23 protein-coding genes are annotated in these 22,119 nt (G+C 60.6%); 13 read left to right on the forward strand and 10 right to left on the reverse strand.

The features are described from left to right. Positions 1 to 45 precede the first annotated feature (45 nt). From HH800_RS01390 to HH800_RS01440, 11 genes are all read left to right on the forward strand, one after another. Positions 46 to 1,308: a TolC family protein gene (locus tag HH800_RS01390; RefSeq protein ID WP_010338224.1), complete on the forward strand. Its 1,263-nt coding sequence runs from the start codon at positions 46 to 48 to the stop codon at positions 1,306 to 1,308. Positions 1,309 to 1,311: 3 nt separating this feature from the next. Next, positions 1,312 to 2,469 carry an efflux RND transporter periplasmic adaptor subunit gene (locus HH800_RS01395; protein WP_010338225.1) on the forward strand — a complete coding sequence of 386 codons (1,158 nt, stop codon included), beginning with the start codon at positions 1,312 to 1,314 and terminating at the stop codon, positions 2,467 to 2,469. Between the two features lie 4 nt (positions 2,470 to 2,473). Then, positions 2,474 to 5,701 carry an efflux RND transporter permease subunit gene (locus HH800_RS01400; RefSeq protein WP_010338226.1) on the forward strand — a complete coding sequence of 1,076 codons (3,228 nt, stop codon included), beginning with the start codon at positions 2,474 to 2,476 and terminating at the stop codon, positions 5,699 to 5,701. A 62-nt stretch (positions 5,702 to 5,763) separates the two neighbouring features. Then, positions 5,764 to 6,258: an SRPBCC family protein gene (locus HH800_RS01405; protein WP_004210793.1), complete on the forward strand. Its 495-nt coding sequence runs from the start codon at positions 5,764 to 5,766 to the stop codon at positions 6,256 to 6,258. After that, positions 6,251 to 6,874: a cation transporter gene (locus HH800_RS01410; RefSeq protein WP_010338228.1), complete on the forward strand. Its 624-nt coding sequence runs from the start codon at positions 6,251 to 6,253 to the stop codon at positions 6,872 to 6,874. Before HH800_RS01405 ends, HH800_RS01410 begins: the two co-directional genes overlap by 8 nt. 61 nt (positions 6,875 to 6,935) lie before the next feature. Beyond that, the gene (locus tag HH800_RS01415; protein ID WP_010338229.1) at positions 6,936 to 7,178 is read left to right on the forward strand and encodes a zf-TFIIB domain-containing protein; all 243 of its coding nucleotides are present in this window, start codon (positions 6,936 to 6,938) and stop codon (positions 7,176 to 7,178) included. 166 nt (positions 7,179 to 7,344) lie between these two features. Further along, positions 7,345 to 7,692 carry a hypothetical protein gene (locus HH800_RS01420; protein WP_010338230.1) on the forward strand — a complete coding sequence of 116 codons (348 nt, stop codon included), beginning with the start codon at positions 7,345 to 7,347 and terminating at the stop codon, positions 7,690 to 7,692. 49 nt (positions 7,693 to 7,741) lie between these two features. Beyond that, a complete protein-coding gene (locus HH800_RS01425; RefSeq protein ID WP_169859983.1) occupies positions 7,742 to 10,228 on the forward strand; it encodes a heavy metal translocating P-type ATPase in 2,487 nt (828 codons plus the stop codon). Between the two features lie 114 nt (positions 10,229 to 10,342). Then, positions 10,343 to 10,723, forward strand: a complete 381-nt coding sequence (locus HH800_RS01430) for a hypothetical protein (RefSeq protein ID WP_228223024.1) — start codon at positions 10,343 to 10,345, stop codon at positions 10,721 to 10,723. A gap of 52 nt (positions 10,724 to 10,775) precedes the next feature. Then, positions 10,776 to 11,651 (forward strand): bestrophin family protein, encoded by an 876-nt coding sequence (locus HH800_RS01435; RefSeq protein WP_037510716.1) that lies wholly within the window; start codon positions 10,776 to 10,778, stop codon positions 11,649 to 11,651. Positions 11,652 to 11,743: 92 nt separating this feature from the next. Further along, a protein-coding gene (locus HH800_RS01440; protein WP_169859984.1) for an IS3 family transposase occupies positions 11,744 to 13,107 on the forward strand; the annotation gives its coding sequence in 2 pieces (ribosomal slippage) (positions 11,744 to 12,092 and positions 12,092 to 13,107; 1,365 coding nt in all). On the opposite strand, the gene HH800_RS01445 is transcribed toward HH800_RS01440, so the two are convergent. The 3 genes from HH800_RS01445 to HH800_RS01455 all read right to left on the reverse strand — a co-directional run bounded on the left by HH800_RS01445 (position 13,052) and on the right by HH800_RS01455 (position 15,782). Next, positions 13,052 to 14,287, reverse strand: coding sequence for a hypothetical protein (locus HH800_RS01445; protein ID WP_169859985.1), 1,236 nt, complete (start codon positions 14,285 to 14,287; stop codon positions 13,052 to 13,054). The two genes, HH800_RS01440 and HH800_RS01445, sit on opposite strands and share 56 nt — an antisense overlap. Before the next feature lie 272 nt (positions 14,288 to 14,559). Further along, entirely contained in the window at positions 14,560 to 15,456 is an 897-nt protein-coding gene (dmeF, locus tag HH800_RS01450; RefSeq protein ID WP_052027850.1) for a CDF family Co(II)/Ni(II) efflux transporter DmeF, read from the reverse strand. Positions 15,457 to 15,506: 50 nt separating this feature from the next. After that, positions 15,507 to 15,782, reverse strand: a complete 276-nt coding sequence (locus HH800_RS01455) for a metal/formaldehyde-sensitive transcriptional repressor (protein WP_004210808.1) — start codon at positions 15,780 to 15,782, stop codon at positions 15,507 to 15,509. A 105-nt stretch (positions 15,783 to 15,887) separates the two neighbouring features. Here HH800_RS01455 and HH800_RS01460 point away from each other — a divergent pair, with 105 nt between their 5' ends. Continuing rightward, positions 15,888 to 16,085 (forward strand): DUF1289 domain-containing protein, encoded by a 198-nt coding sequence (locus tag HH800_RS01460; protein WP_037480019.1) that lies wholly within the window; start codon positions 15,888 to 15,890, stop codon positions 16,083 to 16,085. Positions 16,086 to 16,135: 50 nt separating this feature from the next. Here the strand turns inward: HH800_RS01460 and HH800_RS01465 are convergent, their stop codons facing one another. From HH800_RS01465 to HH800_RS01490, 6 genes are all read right to left on the reverse strand, one after another. Continuing rightward, a complete protein-coding gene (locus tag HH800_RS01465) occupies positions 16,136 to 16,471 on the reverse strand; it encodes a hypothetical protein (protein ID WP_004210810.1) in 336 nt (111 codons plus the stop codon). A gap of 61 nt (positions 16,472 to 16,532) precedes the next feature. Continuing rightward, the gene (locus HH800_RS01470) at positions 16,533 to 17,066 is read right to left on the reverse strand and encodes a GNAT family N-acetyltransferase (protein ID WP_009821101.1); all 534 of its coding nucleotides are present in this window, start codon (positions 17,064 to 17,066) and stop codon (positions 16,533 to 16,535) included. Positions 17,067 to 17,125: 59 nt separating this feature from the next. Then, entirely contained in the window at positions 17,126 to 18,196 is a 1,071-nt protein-coding gene (locus HH800_RS01475) for an acyltransferase family protein (protein ID WP_009821102.1), read from the reverse strand. Beyond that, entirely contained in the window at positions 18,183 to 19,385 is a 1,203-nt protein-coding gene (locus tag HH800_RS01480) for a carboxylate--amine ligase (protein WP_009821103.1), read from the reverse strand. The genes HH800_RS01475 and HH800_RS01480 overlap by 14 nt, the downstream gene beginning before the upstream one ends. A gap of 174 nt (positions 19,386 to 19,559) precedes the next feature. Further along, positions 19,560 to 19,919 (reverse strand): hypothetical protein, encoded by a 360-nt coding sequence (locus tag HH800_RS01485; RefSeq protein WP_125999565.1) that lies wholly within the window; start codon positions 19,917 to 19,919, stop codon positions 19,560 to 19,562. A 60-nt stretch (positions 19,920 to 19,979) separates the two neighbouring features. Further along, the gene (locus tag HH800_RS01490) at positions 19,980 to 20,249 is read right to left on the reverse strand and encodes a metal-sensing transcriptional repressor (protein WP_009821105.1); all 270 of its coding nucleotides are present in this window, start codon (positions 20,247 to 20,249) and stop codon (positions 19,980 to 19,982) included. A 105-nt stretch (positions 20,250 to 20,354) separates the two neighbouring features. Between HH800_RS01490 and HH800_RS01495 the strand changes: the two genes are divergently transcribed. Next, a complete protein-coding gene (locus HH800_RS01495) occupies positions 20,355 to 21,692 on the forward strand; it encodes an MFS transporter (protein WP_004210815.1) in 1,338 nt (445 codons plus the stop codon). A 182-nt stretch (positions 21,693 to 21,874) separates the two neighbouring features. On the opposite strand, the gene HH800_RS01500 is transcribed toward HH800_RS01495, so the two are convergent. Next, entirely contained in the window at positions 21,875 to 22,084 is a 210-nt protein-coding gene (locus HH800_RS01500) for a hypothetical protein (protein ID WP_125999564.1), read from the reverse strand. Positions 22,085 to 22,119 lie beyond the last annotated feature (35 nt).

The following is a 22,119-nucleotide window of genomic DNA, read 5'->3' on the forward strand; positions in this document are numbered from 1 at the left end:
TTCAGGCCGCCGGTCGTCCATGACTCGTGTTCAGGATTCCTATTCATGTTCCGATCCATTGCAGCCTTATTGGCTGCCGTGTCCTGCGTCGCTGTGGCGCAGGCACAGGAGATGCCCGCTGCGGTAGCGGGGGCGTCACCCTATACGCTTGATCAGGCAGTCGCCGCCGCTGGTGGCAGCGCCCCGGCGGCCGAAGCCGCGCAAGCCAATGTCGAAGCGGCCCGCGCCGCACGTACCGTCGCTGGTCTTCGTCCCAATCCCACCGTGCAGACGCAGGTGGAGAATATCGCAGGAAGCGGACCGTATCGCGGCGTTGGTAGCGCCGAGTCGACGGTCAGCATGGCTGTTCCCATCGAACTGGGTGGCAAGCGGTCCGCACGCATCGCGGTCGCTAATGCCCAGACCGACAAGGCGCTGCTAGTCTCGGCGATCACGCAGGCAGACATCAGGCTGCAGATCACGCAGCTGTATATCGAAGCGGCTGCTGCCGAACGGCGTGTCCAAACGGCACGCGATCAGGCGCGGATAGCCGGCGACGCCGCGAACGCTGCGAGTGTACGGGTAAAGGCCGGACGGGCCTCTCCGATCGAGGAGCAGCGCGCTAACGTTGCGAAGATCAACGCCGATGCCGAACTGGTTCGGACTATCCGGCTGGCACAGGCCAGCCGCGCTAATCTCGAGCGTCGGATTGGGCAACCGATGGGCGGACCGCTCGATACGGCTTGGTTGGAGCGCTTGCCACGTGGCTACGGTCCCGAAGTCCCACCGAGCGCGGTAGGTACGCTGGCCCTGGCTGCCGCAGACGCGGACCTTGCCGTAGCTGATGCCAATGTCCGACTCGCCAATTCTCAACGAGTCCCCAATCTCGAAGCTGGCCCCGGTTTACGCAGGCTGTCAGCCACCAACGATACGGCCCTGATCTTCACGGTCACGATGCCTATCCCGATCTTCAATTCGGGCAAGGCGGCTGTCGCGCAGGCTCGCGCGCAGCGCAATCAGGTGGAAGCCCAGAAGCGTATGACGGCACTCGACGTCGAGCAGGCCATCACCGACGCGCAGACATCGGCATCGAATGCCGCAGTCACTGCACAGACGGCTACTGGTCCTGCCCTTGAGGCAGCTCAGGAAGCGGCTCGTATTGCGCGCATCGGCTATCGCGAAGGCAAGTTCGGCCAGCTCGATCTGCTCGATGCCGAACGTACGCTCGCCCAGACGCGCCTCGCGGCCATCGACGCGCTCGCCTCTTACCAGAATGCCCGCGCGCAGCTGGAGCGCCTGACAGCGCCCGCGCCGGAACAGGGGAACTGATCCATGACATCTAAGAAGATCATCTACGCCGCCTTGCCCCTGTCCCTGATGCTGGCGCTCGCCGCTTGCGGAAGCGGTGCCGAGGAGAATCCGTCCAACGACGCGGCACCCGCTGCTGAAGCAAAGGCAGGGGAGAAAGCCGAAGAGGGCAAGATCACGCTCTCGGCCGATCAGATCGCATCGGCTGGCATTCAGACGGCGCGCCCGATGATGGGCGGCTCGGGCACGATCGAGCTCCCCGCTACCATCGATGGCGACCCTCAGGGCACGCAGGTGGTATCGGCCGCGATCGGTGGCCGCGTGGTTTCGCTGACCCGTAACCTTGGGCAGTCGATCGGTCGCGGCCAGACGCTTGCCGTGATCGAGAGCCGCGAGGCCGCCTCGCTCAACGCCGAGACCGAAGCTGCTCGCGCACGGCTGTCTCTGGCGAACAGCAATCTCGCCCGCGAACAGCGTCTGTTTTCGCAGCGCGTCTCGCCTGAGCAGGATCTCATCGCTGCACGCACCGCAGCGACCGAAGCCCGCATCGCCCTTCGTCTGGCGCAGCAGCAGGTTTCTGCTGCGGGCACGGGTGGCGGCGGCCTCAATCGCATCGGCATCGTGGCGCCTATGTCGGGTCAGGTTATCGGCCGCAGCGTGGTGCTGGGGCAGACGGTCGCGGCGGATGCTGAATTGTTCCGCGTCGCCAACCTTTCGAGCGTGTCGCTTTCGCTCAACCTGCAGCCGCAGGATGCGGGCCGGGTGCGTCCGGGCGCAACGGTGAATATCAAGGCAGCTGGTCGACAGGCGACCGCGAAGGTGACGTTCGTGTCGCCGGCGCTCGATGCCAATACGCGACTGGTTCCCGTCATCGCGACTCTCGACAATCGTGATGGCCTCTGGCGCGTCGGCGAGCCGGTTACGGCATCGGTCGCGCTCACCGGCAGCGGCGGCGATGGCGCGATCCGTGTGCCGCTGACTGCGGTGCAGACAGAGGAGGGCAGGTCGGTCGTCTTTGTGCGGACCAAGACCGGGTTCCAGGCAACCGCCGTCCAATTGGGCGACAGTGCCGGCGACAGCGTGATCATCAAGTCGGGCCTGAAGGGCACCGAGGAGATCGCCACCGTCAATAGCTTCACGCTCAAGGCCGAACTCGGCAAGAGCGAAGCCGCGGAGGACTGAGCCGATGATCGCCCCAATCGTAACATGGGCGGTTCACAAGCGCTGGCTCGTCCTGCTGCTGACCGCCATTGCCGCCGTGATCGGCGCCGCCGCCCTGTCTCGCCTGCCTATCGACGCAGTGCCGGACATCACCAACAATCAGGTGCAGATCAACGTCCGTGCGCCCGCGCTTTCGCCCGAACTGGTCGAAAAGCAGGTGGCGTTCCCGATCGAGACTGCGCTCGCCGGCATTCCGGGCCTCGAATATAGCCGTTCGCTTAGCCGCAATGGTTTCGCGCAGGTGACGGCGGTCTTCTCCGATCAGACGGATATCTTTTTCGCCCGCCAGCAGGTCGGCGAGCGCCTGACAGGCGTGTCCGAGAACTTGCCCGATGGCGTAACGCCCGAAATGGGCCCGATCGCCACCGGTCTGGGCGAGGTCTATATGTGGACCGTCCGTCTGGAGCATCGCAAGGACGACAAGCACCAGCCGGGTGAACCCGGCATGCAGCCCGATGGCAGCTACATCACGCCGGAAGGCGAACGGCTGACGAACGACACCGACAAGGCGACCTACCTGCGTACCGCGCAGGACTGGATCGTTTCGCCGCTGCTGAAGAACACGCAGGGCTTGGCCGGCGTCGATTCGATTGGCGGCTATGCCAAGCAGTTCCTCGTCGTGCCCGACGTCCAGCGCCTGGCTTCGATGGGGATCACGCTGACGCAGCTCAGCACGGCGCTTGAACGCAACAACACCAGCGTCGGTGGCGGCTTCGTCAATCGCAATGGCGAAGGTCTGGCAGTCCGTGCGGACGCTCTTGTCCGTAACGCCGACGAACTTTCCAAGATCGTGGTGGCCACCCGGGAAGGTGTACCCATCACCCTTGGTCAGGTTGCATCTGTTCGTACCGGTCAGGCGATTCGCATGGGGTCGGCGTCCGAAAACGGAACTGAGGTCGTCGTCGGCACCGCCATCATGCGGATCGGCGAGAATAGCCGCACCGTCGCGACCGCAGTCGCCAACCGGCTGGAGGAGATCAACGCCTCACTGCCGCCAGACGTAATCGTCCAGCCTGTGCTGAACCGTACGGCGCTGGTGAACTCGACCATCAAGACGGTCGCCAAGAATCTGGGCGAAGGCGCGGTCCTTGTCATCGTGGTGCTGTTTCTGCTGCTCGGCAACTTCCGTGCCGCGCTGATCGCCGCCGTCATCATCCCGGTGACCATGATGCTGACCGGCTTTGGCATGTTGCGTGCCGGGGTGTCAGCGAACCTCATGAGCCTTGGCGCGCTCGACTTTGGCCTCATTGTCGATGGCGCCGTCATCATCGTCGAAAATGCCCTGCGACGCATGGCTGAGCATCAGCATCACGAAGGGCGTCTGCTCACCGTGAAGGAACGGCTGGATACGGTCGCTTCTGCTGCCCGGGAGATGATCAAGCCGTCGGTCTATGGCCAGGCGATCATCATCCTCGTTTATGTGCCGCTCCTCACCCTGACCGGTGTCGAGGGCAAGACCTTCGTGCCGATGGCGCTTACCGTCATCATCGCGCTGGTCTGCGCCTTCATCCTCTCCCTGACCTTTGTTCCCGCCGCGATCGCCCTGTGGCTATCCAAGCGGATCGAAGAGAAGGAAGGACGGATCATGAGCTGGCTCAAGGCCCGCTACGAACCCGGTCTCGACCGGGCGATGAAGCGGCCTGTAGTCACTGTCGGCGCTGGTGTCGGTGGTTTCGTTCTCGCGATCCTGGCCTTCATGTCGCTGGGACAGGTTTTCCTGCCGCAGCTCGATGAGGGCGACCTGTTGATCCAAGCCCTGCGTATTCCGGCGACGTCGGTGCAGCAGAGCCAGGCGATGCAGGTGCCGATCGAGCAGATGATGTCGAAGCAGCCGGAGGTGAAGTTCGTCTTCTCCAAGACCGGTACGGCCGAACTGGCATCCGACCCGATGCCGCCCAACGCCACTGATATGTTCGTCATCCTCAAGGACCGGAAGGAATGGCCGGACCCCAGCCTGAAGAAGGAGGAACTCATCTCTCGGATCGAGGGGGAACTCGCCAAATTCCCGGGCAACGCCTACGAGATCACCCAGCCGATCCAGATGCGCTTCAACGAGCTCATCGCCGGCGTGCGCGGTGATATTGCGGTCAAGGTCTTCGGGGACGACTTCAACTCGATGAACGCGACGGCGGAGAAGATCGCCAGCGTCCTGCGCCGCACGCAGGGGGCTGCCGACGTGAAAGTCGAGCAGACCACGGGCCTTCCGATGCTCGACATTCGGGTGAATCGCGACGCCATGGCCCGCCTCGGCGTTACCGCTCAGGACGTGCAGGACATCGTGAACGCAACGCTGGGCGGCCAGCAGTCGGGCATGATCTTCGAAGGCGACCGCCGTTTCCCGGTGGTGATCCGTCTTTCCGAAGATCAGCGTGGTGACATCTCGCTGCTCAGTCAGGTCCAGGTGCCGACCCCGAGCGGCCAGTTTGTTCCGCTGGCCAGCGTTGCGGATATCCGCGTCGTCGACGGTCCAAACCAGATCAGCCGTGAAAACGGCAAGCGTCGTGTCGTTGTCCAGGCGAACGTGCGTGGCCGTGACGTTGGCGGCGTGGTCGCAGATGCGCAGGCTGCCATTGGTAAGGAAGTGCGTCTTCCTCCAGGCAGCTATCTCGAATGGGGTGGCCAGTTCGAGAATCTGGCATCGGCTCAGGAACGCCTGCAACTGGTGATCCCGGCCTGCTTTGTCCTGATCCTGCTGCTCCTCTATGGAGCGTTGGGGTCGGTCCGTGATGCAGCGATCGTGTTCACCGGCGTTCCGCTCGCTCTGGTGGGTGGCGTGCTGGCCCTCTTCTTGCGGGGCATGGACTTCTCCATCTCCGCAGCGGTCGGGTTCATTGCGCTGTCCGGCATCGCGGTCTTGAACGGCCTCGTCATGGTGTCCTCCATTCAGGATCTCATGCGAACCGGCATGGAGCGCGCCGAAGCCGCTCGGGTGGGCGCGCTTCAGCGTCTGAGGCCGGTGGTCATGACGGCGCTGGTTGCGAGCCTTGGCTTCGTGCCGATGGCCCTGGGCAGTGGTGCTGGCGCCGAAGTCCAGAAGCCGCTGGCGACGGTCGTAATCGGCGGCCTGATCTCCGCGACGCTCCTGACCCTGTTCGTCCTGCCGACGCTCTATGCGCGATACGGCCGCACGACGATGGTCGAGGAGGATGATCCAGAGATCGAGGTCTCCCCGTCTGTTCAACCGCAGCACTGATGTGACGGGAGGGCAGCAACTGCCCTCCCGCCTCTTCCTGATCGAAGGAAAGGATCAGACCGATGAGAGAGGAAACCATATTCAGTCCTCAGATCTCGCGTTTGCGGGCGTGGACGCTGTTGGCCGACCTCAATCGCTATGAAGCATGGCATCCCCACTATCGCTTTGGCGCGGGGGTCGTCGAACTTGGGAACAAGATCGACATGACCTGGACGCTGATGGGCAAGCAGGCATCGCTGGAAGCCAGAATTGTAGCCAATGATAAGCCCGATATCATCCGCTGGAGAGCAGCCACATTGCCGCTTTTCAGCATCGAAGAGGGGTATGAAATTTATGAGGATGAAACCGGTCTGCATGTCCGGCACAGCTTCGAATGCAAGGGCATCCTTGGATTGTTGGCACGCCCGCTAGCCACAGGCCTTCGCCGTCAAATGAGAACGCAGGATGCGAGTTTCATGGCGGCGGTGAAGCGCACGATCCGCGCAGTCTCTCCAGCCAATCGCCACAAGCGGCGCTCGCTCAGCGTGATCAAGGGCAGGGGGAAGAGCGATGGATGAAGCAACGAGCGGCGTCAATCAGCGCTTGGAGCGTAACACGCTCTGGATCGTGCTGATCCTCAACGTCCTCATATCTGCAGCCTTCTTCATCGTTGGCTTTACTGGAGATTCCAGCGCTCTCATCGCCAATGGCGTCGACAATCTGTCGGATGCGCTCGTTTATGCGCTGAGCCTTGTAGCCCTGAGCCGAGGCGTCACGTGGAAGAGCCGAGCGGCAATGTTCTCAGGCTCCATGCTGCTGGTCTTCGCAGTCGGCATCCTCATCGACGTCGGTCGTCGATATGTCTACGGCAGCGAGCCCATTGGCACGGCCATGATGGCGATGTCGGCTGTGGCAGCCATCGTAAACTTCATCTGCCTAAGGCTGCTGCAACGGCTTGAGCAGCCCGACGTCAACATGCGCGCAGCTACAACCTTTAGCTTCAACGACTTCATTTCGAATGGCGGCATTTTGATCGCCGGCGTGCTGGTTTGGTGGCTCGGCACAAACTGGCCGGATCTTCTCGTCGGCGTCGCCACTGCGCTGATCGCCATCAAGGGCGGGGTCGAGATCCTGAAGGATGCTCGTAGCGAAATTCGGGAGGCCAAGGGCCGCCCAGAAATCAAGGAGGCCTGAAATGACAACTCGTACTTCTCCGCAAGGACTTCCCTGTCCGGTCTGCAAGGTCGACCTGCTCATGAGCGAGCGGCAGGGCATCGAGATCGACTATTGCCCTCAATGTCGTGGCGTCTGGCTCGACCGCGGTGAACTCGACAAGATCATCGAACGCAGCATCAGCGAAACTCAGCCGACCGAACGGCGTGAAGGCACGCTTGGTGTGTTCGGCTCAAAGCATGGAAGCGATCGTGGCGACAGCCACGGATCTCGGGGCGGCCACCATGGTCGTCGCAAGGGCTTCCTGCGCGATCTCTTCGACTGACAACCAGCTTGGCCGCCGCACCTACCCCCTGTGTGCGAGAACGGCCCGCGTCATGGGCGGCATCCCTCGCCGCCCATGACGACAGTTTCTTCCTCCTGATCCGGGAAACAACATGCGCCTGAAACAATATCGTTTGAGCCGTCTCTCCCTGACCGTAGGAGGCCTGATGCTCAGCCTGATGGGATGTCAGCAGAATGGTGGCGGCGATGAAAGCCGTCATGATCGCAATTCCATTCCCACGCTCGTTGGGGAGCATCTCTACGCATGTGAGGATGGAACGCAGCTGGACGGCGATTTCCTGGTCGATGGGCTGACCCTCGATCTGGCGATCCTGCCGAACCAGAAGCCGATCCGTCTGACTGCGCCCGACACGGGCCTGACCTATGTCGGCGATAAGCTCAATGTCAGCCTGACCGGCGTCGACACGTTGAAGCTAGTACGCGCCGATCAAAAACCGCTGATCTGCAGGAGAACCCGGACGATCAGCAAGCAGGGACGCCTGCATCCACCCTGATGGCAACTGTTTTTACCGAAGATAGCGTGTCCCAACCAGGATGATGGTCATGATTCAAAAACTCCGCCTTGATGTCCCCCTGCTGCTCCCCGAAGTCACCGACACGGCTGATGGCTGCGTTTCGCGCCTGATATCCTTGATCGAAAGCCGTCCCGGTGTTTCTGAAGTGCATGTCACGAAGGAACCAGCCGGCACACTGCCGCAGCTGTGCATCCACTATGATCCGGACGCGATCTCTCTTCCTCGTATCCGGGAGCTGGCGAAGGCGGCGGGGACGCAGATCGCAGAGCGCATCGGCCATGCGGTGTGGGAGGTCGACGGCATTGGCCATCAAAGGCGTGCCAGGTCTATTGGCGAAACGCTTCGCGCGCTGCCAGGCGTGCTCGAAGCCGAGGCCATTCTTCCCGGGACGGTGCGGGTTGAGTTTGATCGCACGATCACGTCGGAGGATGGCATTCTCACGGGGCTTCGCGATGCCGGTGTAACACCCAAGGCACTCGCGGCTTCCGGAAAGAAGCCCGTGGCGCACGACCACGACAAGGATCACGATCACCCGGCTGTCGAGAAGCACGACCACGATCATGGGCATGGCGGACTGCTTGGGCCCAACACCGAGCTGATCTTCGCTCTTGCCTGCGGCGGCGCGCTGGGGGTGGGCTACCTCATCGAGACGTTCGTGACGGCCCCCGCCTGGGTGCCGTTCGCTCTCTTCATCGCGGCTTATGTGTTCGGCGGCTTCTACACCGTGCGTGAGGCTATCGAAAATCTGCGCCAGAAGCGCTTCGAGATCGATACACTGATGCTGGTGGCAGCCGCTGGTGCGGCGGCGCTAGGCGCTTGGGCCGAAGGTGCCTTGTTGCTGTTTCTCTTCAGTTTGGGGCATGCACTCGAGCATTACGCCATGGGCCGCGCCAAGCGTGCGATCGAAGCTCTGGCCGAGTTGGCGCCGCGAACGGCCACCGTTCGGCGCATGGATGGTGGCTCCAGTGTCGTGCCGGTCGAGGAACTGGTCCTTGGTGATGTCGTCATCATCAAGCCGGACGAGCGCATCGCCGCCGATGGCTTCGTCATCAAGGGCAATTCTGCGGTCAATCAAGCGCCTGTCACTGGCGAAAGCATCCCGGTCGACAAGGAGCCGGTCGAAAGCGCGGACTCTGCTCGGGCCAATCCTGATCGCGTCGCTGCAGCCAGCAGGGTCTTCGCCGGCACGATCAACGGCAGCGGCCTCATCGAGATCGAAGTCACGCGCCTATCGAACGAGAGCACGCTCGCCAAGGTCGTGAAGATGGTCAGCGAGGCGGAGACGCAGAAGTCGCCGACCCAGCGGTTCACTGATCGCTTCGAGCGCTTCTTCGTGCCTGCCGTTCTTGTCTTGGCATTCCTGCTTCTATTCGCATGGGTCGTCGTCGATGAGCCATTCCGCGACAGTTTCTATAGGGCGATGGCCGTCCTTGTGGCCGCCAGCCCCTGCGCGCTGGCCATCGCGACGCCGAGCGCCGTGCTGTCGGGTGTCGCCCGTGCCGCGCGGGGCGGCGTCCTGGTAAAGGGCGGTGCGCCGCTCGAATTGCTGGGATCGCTCGATGCCATCGCGTTCGACAAGACCGGCACGCTGACGATGGGCGAGCCGCGCATCCAGCAGATCATCCCGGCGCCTGGCGTCACCAGGGAAGAACTGATGGCGCTGGCGGTGGCTGTAGAAAGCCTCAGCGACCATCCCTTGGCCCAGGCAATTGCGCGAGATGGGCGCGAGCATATTGGCGATCATCCAGTTCCGGAGGCTGAAAATCTGAAAAGCCTCACGGGTCGCGGCATCTCGGCTCTTGTCGGTGAGGACGAAGTTCTCATTGGCAAGGCCGAGATGTTCCGCAGCGACGGCATCGCCCCGCTGTCCACCGAGATGGATGCTGCGATCAAGACGCTGCGGGAGGCAGGACAGACCAGCATGGTCGTGCGCAGCGGCTCGCGGGATATGGGGGCTATCGGTCTTCTGGATACGCCGCGCGAAGCAGCCCGCGCGGCGCTGGAACGCCTGCGCGAGATCGGTATCAAGCGGATGATCATGATCTCGGGCGATCACCAGCGTGTGGCTGATGCCATAGGCAAGCAGGTCGGGATCGATGAAGCCTGGGGCGATCTCATGCCTGAAGACAAGGTCGAGGCCATCAAGAAGCTGCGTGCCGAAACCAAGGTCGCCATGGTCGGTGACGGCGTGAACGACGCGCCAGCGATGGCGACCGCAACCGTGGGTATCGCCATGGGCGCGGCCGGCTCAGATGTTGCTTTGGAGACAGCCGATGTGGCGCTCATGGCCGACAATCTGTCGCACCTGCCGTTTGCGGTGGGCCTCAGCCGGAGCACGCGCTGGGTTATCAGGCAGAATGTGTTCGTCAGCCTGGGTGTCGTCGCCTTCCTCGTACCGGCGACCATCCTGGGTCTTGGCATCGGACCGGCTGTCGCCCTTCACGAGGGATCCACCTTGCTGGTGGTCATCAACGCGCTGCGGCTTCTGGCATATCGGGATCCGGTCCGTGCTTGAACAGGATGCGGGTCGCCATCGAGACGCGACGTGAGGATCGGAAAATTCGACGCCATCTTTGTCGGGACAGGCATATTGATATGCGTCGCTCTCGCTGTGGTGGGAGTGTGGGCGATGTCCGGCGGACTGCACGCACCACTTAATGATCCACCCGCCACGAAGCGTATGCACTTCACGATCCAGCCGGGGGAAACGCAGCGGGTAGCAGCCTATGTGGCCGGGGAGGGAACCGTACGGTTCGTAAGCGAAAGTCGCGGCGCAAAGGTCCGCTATCGCCTTCGCCTGGAAGATGGGCACCAAGGTTCAATTCTTGCCGACACAATTGCATCGGGCGCTCAGCGCGGGGAATTACGCCCCCAGCATGGCAGCTTGTACGAATGGTCTTGGAACAACCTATCGCCCGAGCCGGTGCATATCGGCTTTTTTGCCGAGGGCAATTTCGACATCCTGAACCGAACAGGCGCTCGTCAGCCTGAATCCTTGGTGGCCCCCTGATTTTAAGAATTGGGCGCTACACTTCTCACATCATAGACAATGGAGCACCGCGATGATCGTCGGAGCGCGTCCCCGCCTGCAGCAGATCATACTCGAAATCTGGAAGCCGCTGACCATCCTGTTCGCTTGGGATGTGGCGGTCACCATTTTCCATCGGTTCATGCCGATCAAGGAGCCCGCGCTGCCGGTCGCGCTGTTCGGCACGGCCATCGCCTTGTTTCTCGGGTTCCGGACGAACGCCGCTTACGCCCGCTGGTGGGAGGCGCGCACCTTATGGGGCGCTTTGATCAACGCATCGCGCAGCATCGCCCGTTTGTGTCGCAATGTATTGCCGGCTGGCCCGGAAGCGGAAGCTATTGTGCTGCGGCAGATCTCTTTCGCGCACGCGATGCGGTGCCGGCTGCGGGGGCAGGATCCGACAGAGGATATTGAGCGGCTGGCGGGCAAGGAGGCCGCCGAAGTGGCTGCCGAGCGTACGAACCGCCCCAATGCGTTGCTCGAGGACATGTCTCGCATCGTGTCTGGAGCGCGGGCTGATGGGAAGATCGACACCATCCAGCAGTCCCTGTTCGAACGAGTGATGATCGACATCGCCAATGCCCAGGGTGGCATGGAGCGGATCAAGAACACGCCGCTGCCCAGCGGCTTCGAGTTCATGCCGAACTTCTTCACGCGGCTGTTCTGCGTGCTGTTACCGATCTCGTTGGTAGAGACGCTGGATCTCTACACACCGATAGGATCGACCTTGATCGGGATGATCTTCCTGGCTGCGTTGCGGATCGGGCAGGATCTGACGGACCCGTTTGCCAACACCGTCCATGACGTGCCGCTATCAACGATGTGTAGGACGATCGAAATCGACCTTTTGGAGTCTCTGGGGAGGAAGAGCCCGGGGCCGCTTCCTCCTGTGGCGGGAACGCAGTGGTAGGGTAGGGTGTCCGGCGTCAGCACCAATGGCACAGATTTGAGGTTGTAAATTAAGGAGGGTTTGGGCTTCGTCGTAGTGACGAAGGAACGAAGATGAAGCCCAAACCCTCCTTGAAGAAATCGGTGACGAAGGCTCCTGCTGAGCGGGTGGTGAAGGATATCCGGCGTGCGACCCGTCGGCACTTCTCGGCTGAGGACAAGATCCGGATCGTGCTGGATGGCCTGCGCGGCGAGGACAGCATCGCCGAGCTGTGCCGCAAGGAAGGCATTGCTCAAAGCCTGTACTACACCTGGTCGAAGGAGTTCATGGAAGCGGGCAAGCGCCGTCTGGCTGGTGATACGGCACGGGCCGCAACCACCGGCGAAGTGCAGGATCTGCGTCGCGAAGCCCGGAACCTGAAGGAATGCGTGGCCGATCTGACGCTGGAAAACCGGCTGCTTAAAAAAAGCATGATCGCGGATGGGGGCGACGACGAATGAGGTATCCCGCGTCCGAGAAGCTCGAGATCATTCGGATCGTCGAGCAGTCGCACCTGCCCGCCAAGCATACGCTGGACCAACTCGGCATTGCCCGTCGGACCTTCTATCGCTGGTATGATCGCTTCGTCGAAGGCGGGCCAGAGGCGCTGGAAGATCGACCATCGGCACCGAGCCGGGTGTGGAACCGCATCGGCGACGATATCCAGCATCAGATCGTCGAGATGGCGCTGGATTACAGCGAGTTGTCGCCGCGCGAACTGGCGGTGCGCTTCACCGACGAGAAACGGTACTTCGTGTCAGAAGCCACGGTTTACCGTCTGTTGAAGGCCCATGATCTGATCACCAGTCCCGCCTATGTCGTGATCAAGGCGGCCGATGCGTTCCACACCAAGACCACCCGGGTGAACGAGATGTGGCAAACCGACTTCACCTACTTCAAGATCATCGGGTGGGGCTGGATGTACCTGTCGACCGTGCTCGACGACTTCTCGCGCTACATCATCGCCTGGAAGCTGTGCACCAATATGCGGGCCGAGGATGTCACCGACACGCTGGACCTCGCCCTTAAGGCTTCCGGCTGCGACAGCGCCACCGTGCTGCACAAGCCTCGGCTGCTGTCGGATAATGGCCCGAGCTATATTGCCGGCGAGTTGGCCGAATACATCGAGGCCAACAAGATGAGCCATGTGCGCGGCGCTCCGATGCATCCCCAGACCCAAGGCAAGATCGAACGCTGGCATCAGACCCTCAAGAATCGCATCCTGCTGGAAAACTACTTCCTACCCGGCGACCTTGAGGCCCAGATCAAGGCCTTCGTCGAGCTCTACAACAACCAGCGTTACCACGAGAGCCTGAACAACGTAACGCCCGCCGACGCCTACTTCGGCAGGGCGCCAGCCATCATCAAACAGCGTGAAAGGATCAAGCGACAGACCATCGAACATCGGCGCTTGCTGCACCGCAAGCTCGCCGCCTAATATTAACCCCAAGACGAGGCCCGCACTCCGTTAATTTACGCCGCGAGTTGTGCCAAATGTTCCGACGACGGACAGGATGTGCGTCTTCTATATCTGGCTCGTCGCATAGCATTCGCATGTAGGTTGCGACTGCCTGATTAGGTGTCCCATATTCTTTACGGCTGATGCCGGCAGCTTCAAGCACATCCGGGTCAACTTCATATGGGCTTGGAAGCTCAGCATTCAAAAATGGGTGGCGTACGGGAGGAACTGAATTTTGTGGTTGGTCTGCCCGGGTACGGGAGAGGTAAATGTTGGGTGGTCTGTCGTATAGGATATCGCCATTTTCATCCGGTTTGGACCGGAGAAAATCGCGAAGGGTTACGTGCTGCCAATTTCGGGCAGGCGCAGAGAACCAGTGCTCACCGGGTATCGTTCTGCCGACAAAAGCTCCAGTTCCGTAGTACGTAATTTCAGCTTCGTGCTGCTTGCGGGTCTCACTTTTTATCCGATGGGGAATGTTTTCTATCAGGTCGCGCAGTCGATTGCCTTCGTTGGTGATGATTTGCCTTCTTTCTTCCTTGAGAAGGGCAATGCGTTCGGGCTCCAACTGATGCGCGATCCAGACGCGGGGGGCATCGGAAAGGATCGCCTGTCGCAGATCTTGGCCCGAAGTTGTCTCGAAATCATAGTCAGCGACGTCGATCTCGATGCATGACTGGATACGCTGGCGGAGAAGCTCTGCCTTGGCTTCGTCAACCGCGTGGTAAACCTTGATCTCGACATTCAGGCGTCCATCGGGATGATATAATACGATGTCAGGCCTGATGCCGTCCTGCCACTCTTCCAACGTAACGGCATGGTATTTCCACTCCGTCTCAAAGTCGCGTGCTATGTCCAGATATTCGACATGGTGCAGAGGAAGTCCGACAGTACGGGCCTCTTCGATTACCATCTTCGACCACAGGTGAAGGCTTGTTTCGAGGCCGGATGTGCATTCGTCATGCGAAACATGTGCAAAGTGACCGCGCCGAGTTATGATTTTGTCGCTACCCTTACGGGTATGCGGGACGGTTTCTGCAACGTGGCGCATTTCGGATTGGCAGCCGGCGCAGATAAATGGCGCTTGGGTTTTAGAAGCGTCATCGATGTGAACGACCTTGCCGGTTGATTTCACAAGAGCGAAGGGATGTTTCAGCATTTTGAACCATGGACAGATCTATTGTGGCGAGGCGTCCAATGGATGAATTTCCTTTGTCGCCGTGGAGCGCGCACAAAGTTCCTACGTTCTTTTTATCTCTTCCTCTCCTGCCGACCCAAGCCATTTGGAACAGTCAGAGTGAACCGCGACTCTTGTGAAGGCTTTCTGTCTGGGCCCGTGGTTATGGATATTCCGATCGCGTGTTCCTAAAAATTTATCCCACATTTCCACGATTCGAGAAAATGTGGGATAAATCGCGATATTCCTGTCGGTTATGCCACTGTCGCGACTTCGACGGTAAGGTGCTGGAGCTCGTGAACGGGCACCAGGCGCCGCCGGATTTCCGTCGCATCTACACCCGGATGGGCAGACACGCCGACGATCGCGGAGTGTGCTTCAGGGCCGATCTTCCACACGTGCAGATCCGTGATCCGGGCATCGCCAGTCGTCTCGACCAACTCGCGGACTTCATCGGCCACGTGGCGATCGGTGCGATCCAGGAGAATGGCGGCCGTGTCGCGCATCAGTGACCATGACCAGCGTGCAATCACAACGGCACCGACAATGCCCATGATGGGATCCATCCATACCCAGCCCAGATAGCGACCGGCCAGAAGTGCGGCGATCGCCAACACCGATGTCAGGGCATCGGCCAGAACATGCATGTAGGCAGAACGCAGATTGTTGTCGCCACCATGGCTGTGACCATGGTGATGCCCGTGATCATGGTGATGACCATGGTCGTGCCCATGACCACCAGATAGAAGGAAGGCCGACGCTATGTTCACGAGCAGTCCGAGGATTGCGATCCATGTGGCTTCCGCGAAGGCGACGTTGATAGGCTCAAACAGCCGCATGACGGACTCAACGCCGATAGCGAGGGCGATGATGCCCAGGACGAGGGCCGATGCGAAGCCGGCGAGATCCCCGACTTTCCCGGTGCCGAAGCTGAAGTCGCCGTTATGAGCATTGCGTTTCGCGTAGGCATAAGCCGCGGCTGCAACACCAAGCGCTCCGGCATGGGTGGCCATATGGAAGCCGTCAGCCAGTAGGGCCATCGATCCAGTAGTGTAACCAGCGACAATCTCTGCCACCATCATGAGGGCGGTGAGCACCACGACCCAGAGTGTCCGGCGGGCATTGTCGTCATGGCTGGCGGCCAGGAACATATGTTCGTGCGTCAGGTGGCCGGTGTCGGCCAGCACGGCGGTCTTGGTACTCACTTGCTGTACCTCCGGATGATCGTGACGAGGTCCTCTGCGCCTTGCTGGCGTTCTTCGGGCGACAGACCGTCGCGTGCGACATGGGCCTCCAGATGTTCGACGATGATCTCATCGAGAAGGCCATTCACGGCGCCGCGAACGGCTGCGACCAGATGGAGGACTTCGGTGCAATTCGCATTGCCGCCAAGCGCGCGCTCTACTGCGCCAACCTGGCCCGCGATGCGCTTGATTCGCCCGAGTAGCGCGTCTCGGTTTTCATTGATGTGGGCCATTTTTCCCTCGGTAGCCTCAGTGTCATGCAGCAAATTGCTGCTGGTAGGATGATGCTCTATAGGGTAGGGGGGTATGGTATTCAATCAAATTCAGTGGAATGATTTGTGCGCTCGCCTTGCATTGACCTTTGTGGTTTCGACGCCTCGTCCGGCTGGTGCCGCGGTTGCGGCCGTTCTCGTGAGGAAGTGCGTCGTTGGCGCAATCTGCGCCCGGGCGAGGCGCGTAAGGTTGCTGCGGATTTACCGCAGCGCCTGTCCAAGCTGCGCGCAAAGGGCCTGACGAATGATCGCACCGACGACTGACCAGCCTTTCGGCTGATGTCGTCGGTGCGATGGGTGGCAAGCGGAAGCTGTTAGCCAGGCGCGACCTTCAACTGGTGATCGTCTCCGTATCGAATGCGGCAGGAATAGCCATGGCCGCACTCGGTGTGCATCTGCGATACAGCGGCTTTCGTTAGCCGCTGTATCTGGCCACTATCTTCGATTTCGATCCGTTCAACCGATTGGAAGTCGAAAGGTGCGACCGGCACATTTTCCCGACCCTGCTTGATGAGTACCCCGTAGTGCGCCGTGCCTTTGAAATAGGTCACCCGGATGTCATGGGAGCTTTCGTTCTTCCATCTGGGATGGACGGGACCGCATGCGGACAAGCATAGGGCCAAGGCGGTCAGTAAGATCGTCGGTTTCATGGTCTCAATTTCTTGCGGGATTGCTGTTCCTAACAAATCCGCCCTAACCGGGCATGAATGCCTAACCCTCAGGGGCGACGCGATCTGGTCGCATCAGCGCCATGTTCACCACATCGATCCAGTTCCCGCCCATGAAGAGCGCGTTGCGTGAGGTGCCCTCTTCGACAAAACCCAGCCGATGGTACAGCCGCCGTGCGGGTTCGTTATGGGCGAAGACGTTCAGTTCGAGCCTGCTCAGGTTGAGATCACGCCAGCAATATTCAATGGCGACTGCCATCGCGTCTGCTGCCAAGCCTTTGCCGCGGTCTTCGACCTCACCGATGCGGATGCCGATAAGGGCCGATCGATGGATGGCGTGGATTTTGTGGATTTGGATGAATCCCACAATGTGCGGAGCGTCCTGCACGCGAATAGCGAAGAAGACGCGTGAGGCGTCCTGATCGGCATTTAGCCAGAATGCTTCCTGATGCTGCCAGTTAAGCGGTCGGTAGGGTTCATTCAGGCGAGCGTCGTCGGCATTGTCCATCCAGCGGAACAGGCGCTCGAGATCGACAGGGAAAATGGGGCCGAGGGCCACGGTGTTGCCAAAGAGCATATTGGGTCTTTCATGATGTGCAGATGGCCGCGCGGATGGCGACCGAAGAGGAAGCTCGATCAGACTGGCTGGGGGCTAAGGCGCCTGAGCCACCATGTTCGGATGGCCCGCTCCGCAGGTGCCTCGATGCTGTGGTGCAGGAGGGCTGCCAGACCAAGCATCGTTGCCGACGTGACGATGACCCCCGCGAAGGGGCCTATCTGTGCGCGGTCGATTGCCCGGAGCAGCACGAAGCCGGCGTGATGGTGGATGAGATACAGCGGGTAGCTGAGAGCGCCGAGATACAGCAGAATAGGATGAGTGATCGCGGACAGGCGGCCGTTGATGGCCAGCCAGAGCATCACCTGAATTCCGACCCCGGCGATCAGGAAGGCGGCGCCGCCATTGAAGCCCAGTATCGCCAGCGCCATCGCGAAATAGGGAAGTTGGTCGAGATAGCGCCGTTGTGCTGACCACGCTCTGTAGGTGAGCACACCAATGGCGAAGAACGGGCTGTATTGGTTCACCAGGAGCATCTGTACCCGATACGGCGCTATCTCGGAGACGGAGGCGATCGCGCCAACTGCCATCCAACCAGCAAGCAGGTACTCGATGCGCACCCGCTTGCGCGCCATCCATGCGAGGGCCGCGCATATGTAGAAGGCGAGCTCGACGGTCAGCGTCCAGTACACGCCATCTACAGACGGGACGAAGAAGAAGCCTTGCAACATGGTTAGGTTGATCATGACCGTTTCGAATTCCGCCTGTAGCCGTTCGGTCCCGCTCCATTGCACGACCAGCGTCGTGATCAGCACCGCCGCCCAATAGGCTGGGAAGAGCCGGGCAACACGCTTGATGGTGAAGTCGGCGATGCCCACGGTGTTTTCCAGCGTGCGACTGATCACGAAACCGGAGATGCCGAAGAACAGGAAGACGCCATAGCCTCCGGCATCGAACCTCACGCCGATGCTGCGGCGCTCGGGAAAGAAGTCGGGATAGATCGAGGTGTAGTGGAACAGCATCACGCTGATCGCCGCGATCCCGCGCAGGGCGTCGAGTTCCTTCAGCCTGTTTCTGAACGGGCCGCTGACCGGTTGCTGTTCAAGCCGATCAGGACGCACGTTGACCTTCTGTTTTTCAACGAGGGTCATGACGGCCCCCCTTGAAAATCTTCCCGACCATGTTGCGGATGTCTTGATAGAATGGGCCGGTATCGTCCTTGTCAAAGACGTAGTAGCGCATGTTCGGGCGCACGAAGTCCGCGAGGTAGGATCGCAGCTCCTGCAGGCGGCTATATTCAGCGACGCGCTCATTAACGCGAGAGCGCCTGATGAGCAGGCGCATGAGCCGCTTGGTTTCCGGAATCATATAGCGTGCCTGAATTATGTCTTGCCGGCCCACCGGCGCGTCAACGACCTGGCCCAGGACCGAACGTCGATAGGCTTCCCAGGCGAAGAGGGTGTCACAATGGCGAGTGAGCGGGAGGCTGCCCCAATAGCGGCCGTTTACTTCCATGAGCCAATAGCGCTTCCGTGCCGCGTCATAGCGATACTCGACCATGGCGGGGCCCTCCCACTCCAATTCCTGAAGCAGGCGCTCCGACAATTTCATCTGGGCTTGATGCTGATGGAGTGGCTCGTTGTAGCAGAGCGTCGACACCCCGCCTTCTGGCGGCCATTCATGAAGGCGCACATGCTGAAAGCGCAGGGTCGCGCGATCACGCCTCATGTAGAGCATTTGGCCAAGCCCCACGCCATCGCAATAGGACTGGATCAGGGGCCAGCGGCCTATTGTTTGGAAGCGATCAAGCAAGCGGTCGAGTTGGCCGGCATTGCTGACGAACTCTGCCTTCTCCCATTTGAGGCCAGCCTCTTCGAGAAGGGGGAGGATGTCATTTGGGTTGTCCCACTTGGCGATAGCGGGGAAGGTCTGCTCAGCGATCCGCGCGGCGAAATCTTCGCCGGCTCGAGGTTGCCATGTCTGCGGCACGTCGAACCCGAGCTTTCTGGCTGCGCTCAGTGTGTCGCTCTTGCTGAGCGCCCGCTGCAATTGCTCCAAGCGGGGCGTCAGAACCTGGCACTTGCCGATGTACTTTGGTCCTGACGCCAGTTGCAGCAAATCGGTTTCGGACACAGCAAATAGTGCCATCGCGCCCGTGCGACGTACGATGTCGGGCATCCAGGACATGATTGGCCCGGCCGGACGGATGATGGCTTGCGAGCAATGTCGTGAGGCTGCAGCCATTGAGGTTGCGGCCGTACCGACGCCGATGACCGGCACGTCCTTTTGGCCGAGTTCACGGATGATGCTGAGATTGATCGCGCTATCGAGCCCGAGCACGATAGCAGGTGGGTGCGGACGCAAAGGACGCCCGCCAGAATGCGGTGTTACCACAGAAGATGCCTTTCGAACGTGCCGAAGGCAGCGGCGGACGTAAAGCATCACAGCCGCTGTCAGACTGGCAGGTCAGACCAATCGGAAGGTCGGGCGCCCTGCGAAAAGGGCGCTGCGGCATCAGGCGGAGGGCGGCTCTAGCAGCGGAGGGGAGGGGACGATCGTCAGCTGTTGGTCATCAGACCGACGGAACTGACGCTTGAGAATACGGCGGTGCCGGTCGCCTACACCAGCTATCCTGACGTCGTCTGCTGATCCGTGCGTGTGATGACCGGTGTGACGGTGAGAACCGTCAGGAAGTTCGTCCGTCTGCCCATCAACCAGATCCGCCGGCTCAGTGTGCGCCTTACCTACTGGATCGGTATGGGTATATTCGTAATGATGTCCCTGAAGCGGCGCGTGCGGCAGGGCGGCTCCAGCCGCTCCTTGAGCGAGGATCGCCAGAACTGTCAGCATTATGCAGCGGATCAGCTGTGTCATGTCGCCTTGGCTCACATGCTCAGTTCGGGTTGCGCTCGGAGGCCTATAACAGAAATGGCGTTACAGATATCGTGAGATTGCCCGGAATTCTTCAACGGCCTTGGAGACGCCGCCGCTGTCTTGGCTATGGCTGAGACAATGATCGATATGATCGTTGATCAGGGTCTTCTTGGCGTTGACGATCGCACTTTCGACCGCTTGCAACTGCTGGGCGATCTCGACGCAGGGACGTCCTTCTTCGATCATTGTTACGATGCTGCGCAGGTGGCCGCCAGCACGGTTCAATCGCTTTATGATCGCAGGATGCGTCTCGTGCTGATGATCGGCCATGCAGAATCGACTCCAAGAATGAGGCTTGCAGTATCCTCCCCGGGGGGATACTGCAAGCCTCATTCATATCCCCCCGGGGAGGATGATTCGTGATGAGGTCATGCAATGCTTTCGGTGTTGAGCAATCGGACATACCGTCACCTGTTCCTGGCGCAGGTGGTGGCTTTGGTCGGAACCGGGCTGGCTACGGTCGCGCTGGGGCTGCTCGCCTATGACATTGCCGGCGGATCGGCAGGCGCAGTGCTGGGGACCGCGCTGGCCATCAAGATGATCGCCTATATTGGTGTGGCTCCCGTCGTAGGCGCCTTTGCCGACAGGCTGCCGCGTCGCGCCTTTCTCGTCACGATGGATGTGCTGCGCGCCGCCGTCGCGATCTGCCTGCCGTTCGTCAGCGAGATCTGGCAGATCTACGTCCTGATCTTCGTGCTTCAGTCTGCATCGGCAGCGTTCACGCCCACTTTTCAGGCGACCATTCCCGATGTCCTGCCGGAAGAGCGCGACTATACCAAGGCGCTCGCCCTGTCGCGGCTGGCTTATGATATGGAAAGCCTGACGAGCCCGATGCTCGCGGCTGCCTTGCTGACTGTCATCAACTTCCACTGGTTATTCTCGGGCACGGCGGTCGGTTTCGTCGGTTCGGCCATTCTGGTCCTGTCGACCACCTTGCCTCGAGCGCTCAACCGTAAGGAGGTGCGCACTGGCATTTATGCCAAGACCACCAGGGGCATGCGGATTTACCTCAAGACGCCACGGCTGCGCGGCCTTCTCGCTTTGACCTTTGCTTCGGCGGCGGCGAGTTCGATGGTGATCGTCAACACTGTTGTCATTGTGCGGGACCAGCTTGGCCTTGGCCAGCGGGACGTTGCCTTCACGCTGGCAGCCTTTGGTGGAGGCTCTATCCTCGCTGCGCTGGGGTTGCCCCGTATTCTCGACCGCATATCCGACCGCTCGATCATGATCACTGCCGCAGCAGTGCTGGCTTGGGGGCTTGCGATCATGGGTGCCCTCACGCACTGGTTCGGCAGTTCTTCCAACTATTGGTCCATACTGCTCGCGGGTTGGTTTGTCCTGGGTATGGCCTATTCGATGAGTGTCACCCCGTCGGGGCGGCTACTGAAAAGGTCGGCCAATGCGGAAGATCGGCCTGCACTCTTTGCGGCGCAGTTCGCCCTGAGCCACGGAAGCTGGTTGATCTGCTATCCGCTTGCTGGCCAGCTTGGCGCGAGAGAAAATCAGGTAATGACGTTCATTGCCATGTCGATCATCGCGCATTTTGGTGTGATCGCTGCTTATTTGCTGTGGCCGAGCGCGGATCCTGACGAACTTCCGCATGATCACGTCGATCTTGATGCAGACCATCCCCACCTTCGGGACAAGCATGGCCAAAGCGCTGGCCACGCCTATGTGATCGACGATCTTCATCAGCATTGGCCAAGATCATGACTCGTTCTTTCGGTCGATCCGGCTTGCCGAGCGCATGTGACGAAGATAGCGTGCGCGCCATGCGAGCATTGCACTCATCCCGGCGTAACAGCACGGCGCTTATATGGCGTCGGCGCGTGTCGACGCTGTGCGGCCTGCTCGCTTTGTTGGGTGTGACCCTGCTGACCACTTGGCATGACACCCTACCTCAGGCGCATGCGGCCCAGCAGGTCGCGTCCAGCGTCGCCGATCACGATCATCACCATGACCGGCATGAGTCGAAGGACCAGCCTGACCTGGCAGACATGATGCACATTGCTGCACATGCCGCGCATCAGTCGACAGATCTCCCGTCGCAGCCCGTCATAGTTGCAGATGTTGCGCCGGTCGCTGGGCGTTGGGAGCTGTTCCACGCTGCCGCGTTGGGTTCCACGGGGCCAGCCTCTCT

This window comes from Sphingobium yanoikuyae (genome assembly GCF_013001025.1).
GTDB classification, from domain to species: domain Bacteria; phylum Pseudomonadota; class Alphaproteobacteria; order Sphingomonadales; family Sphingomonadaceae; genus Sphingobium; species Sphingobium yanoikuyae_A.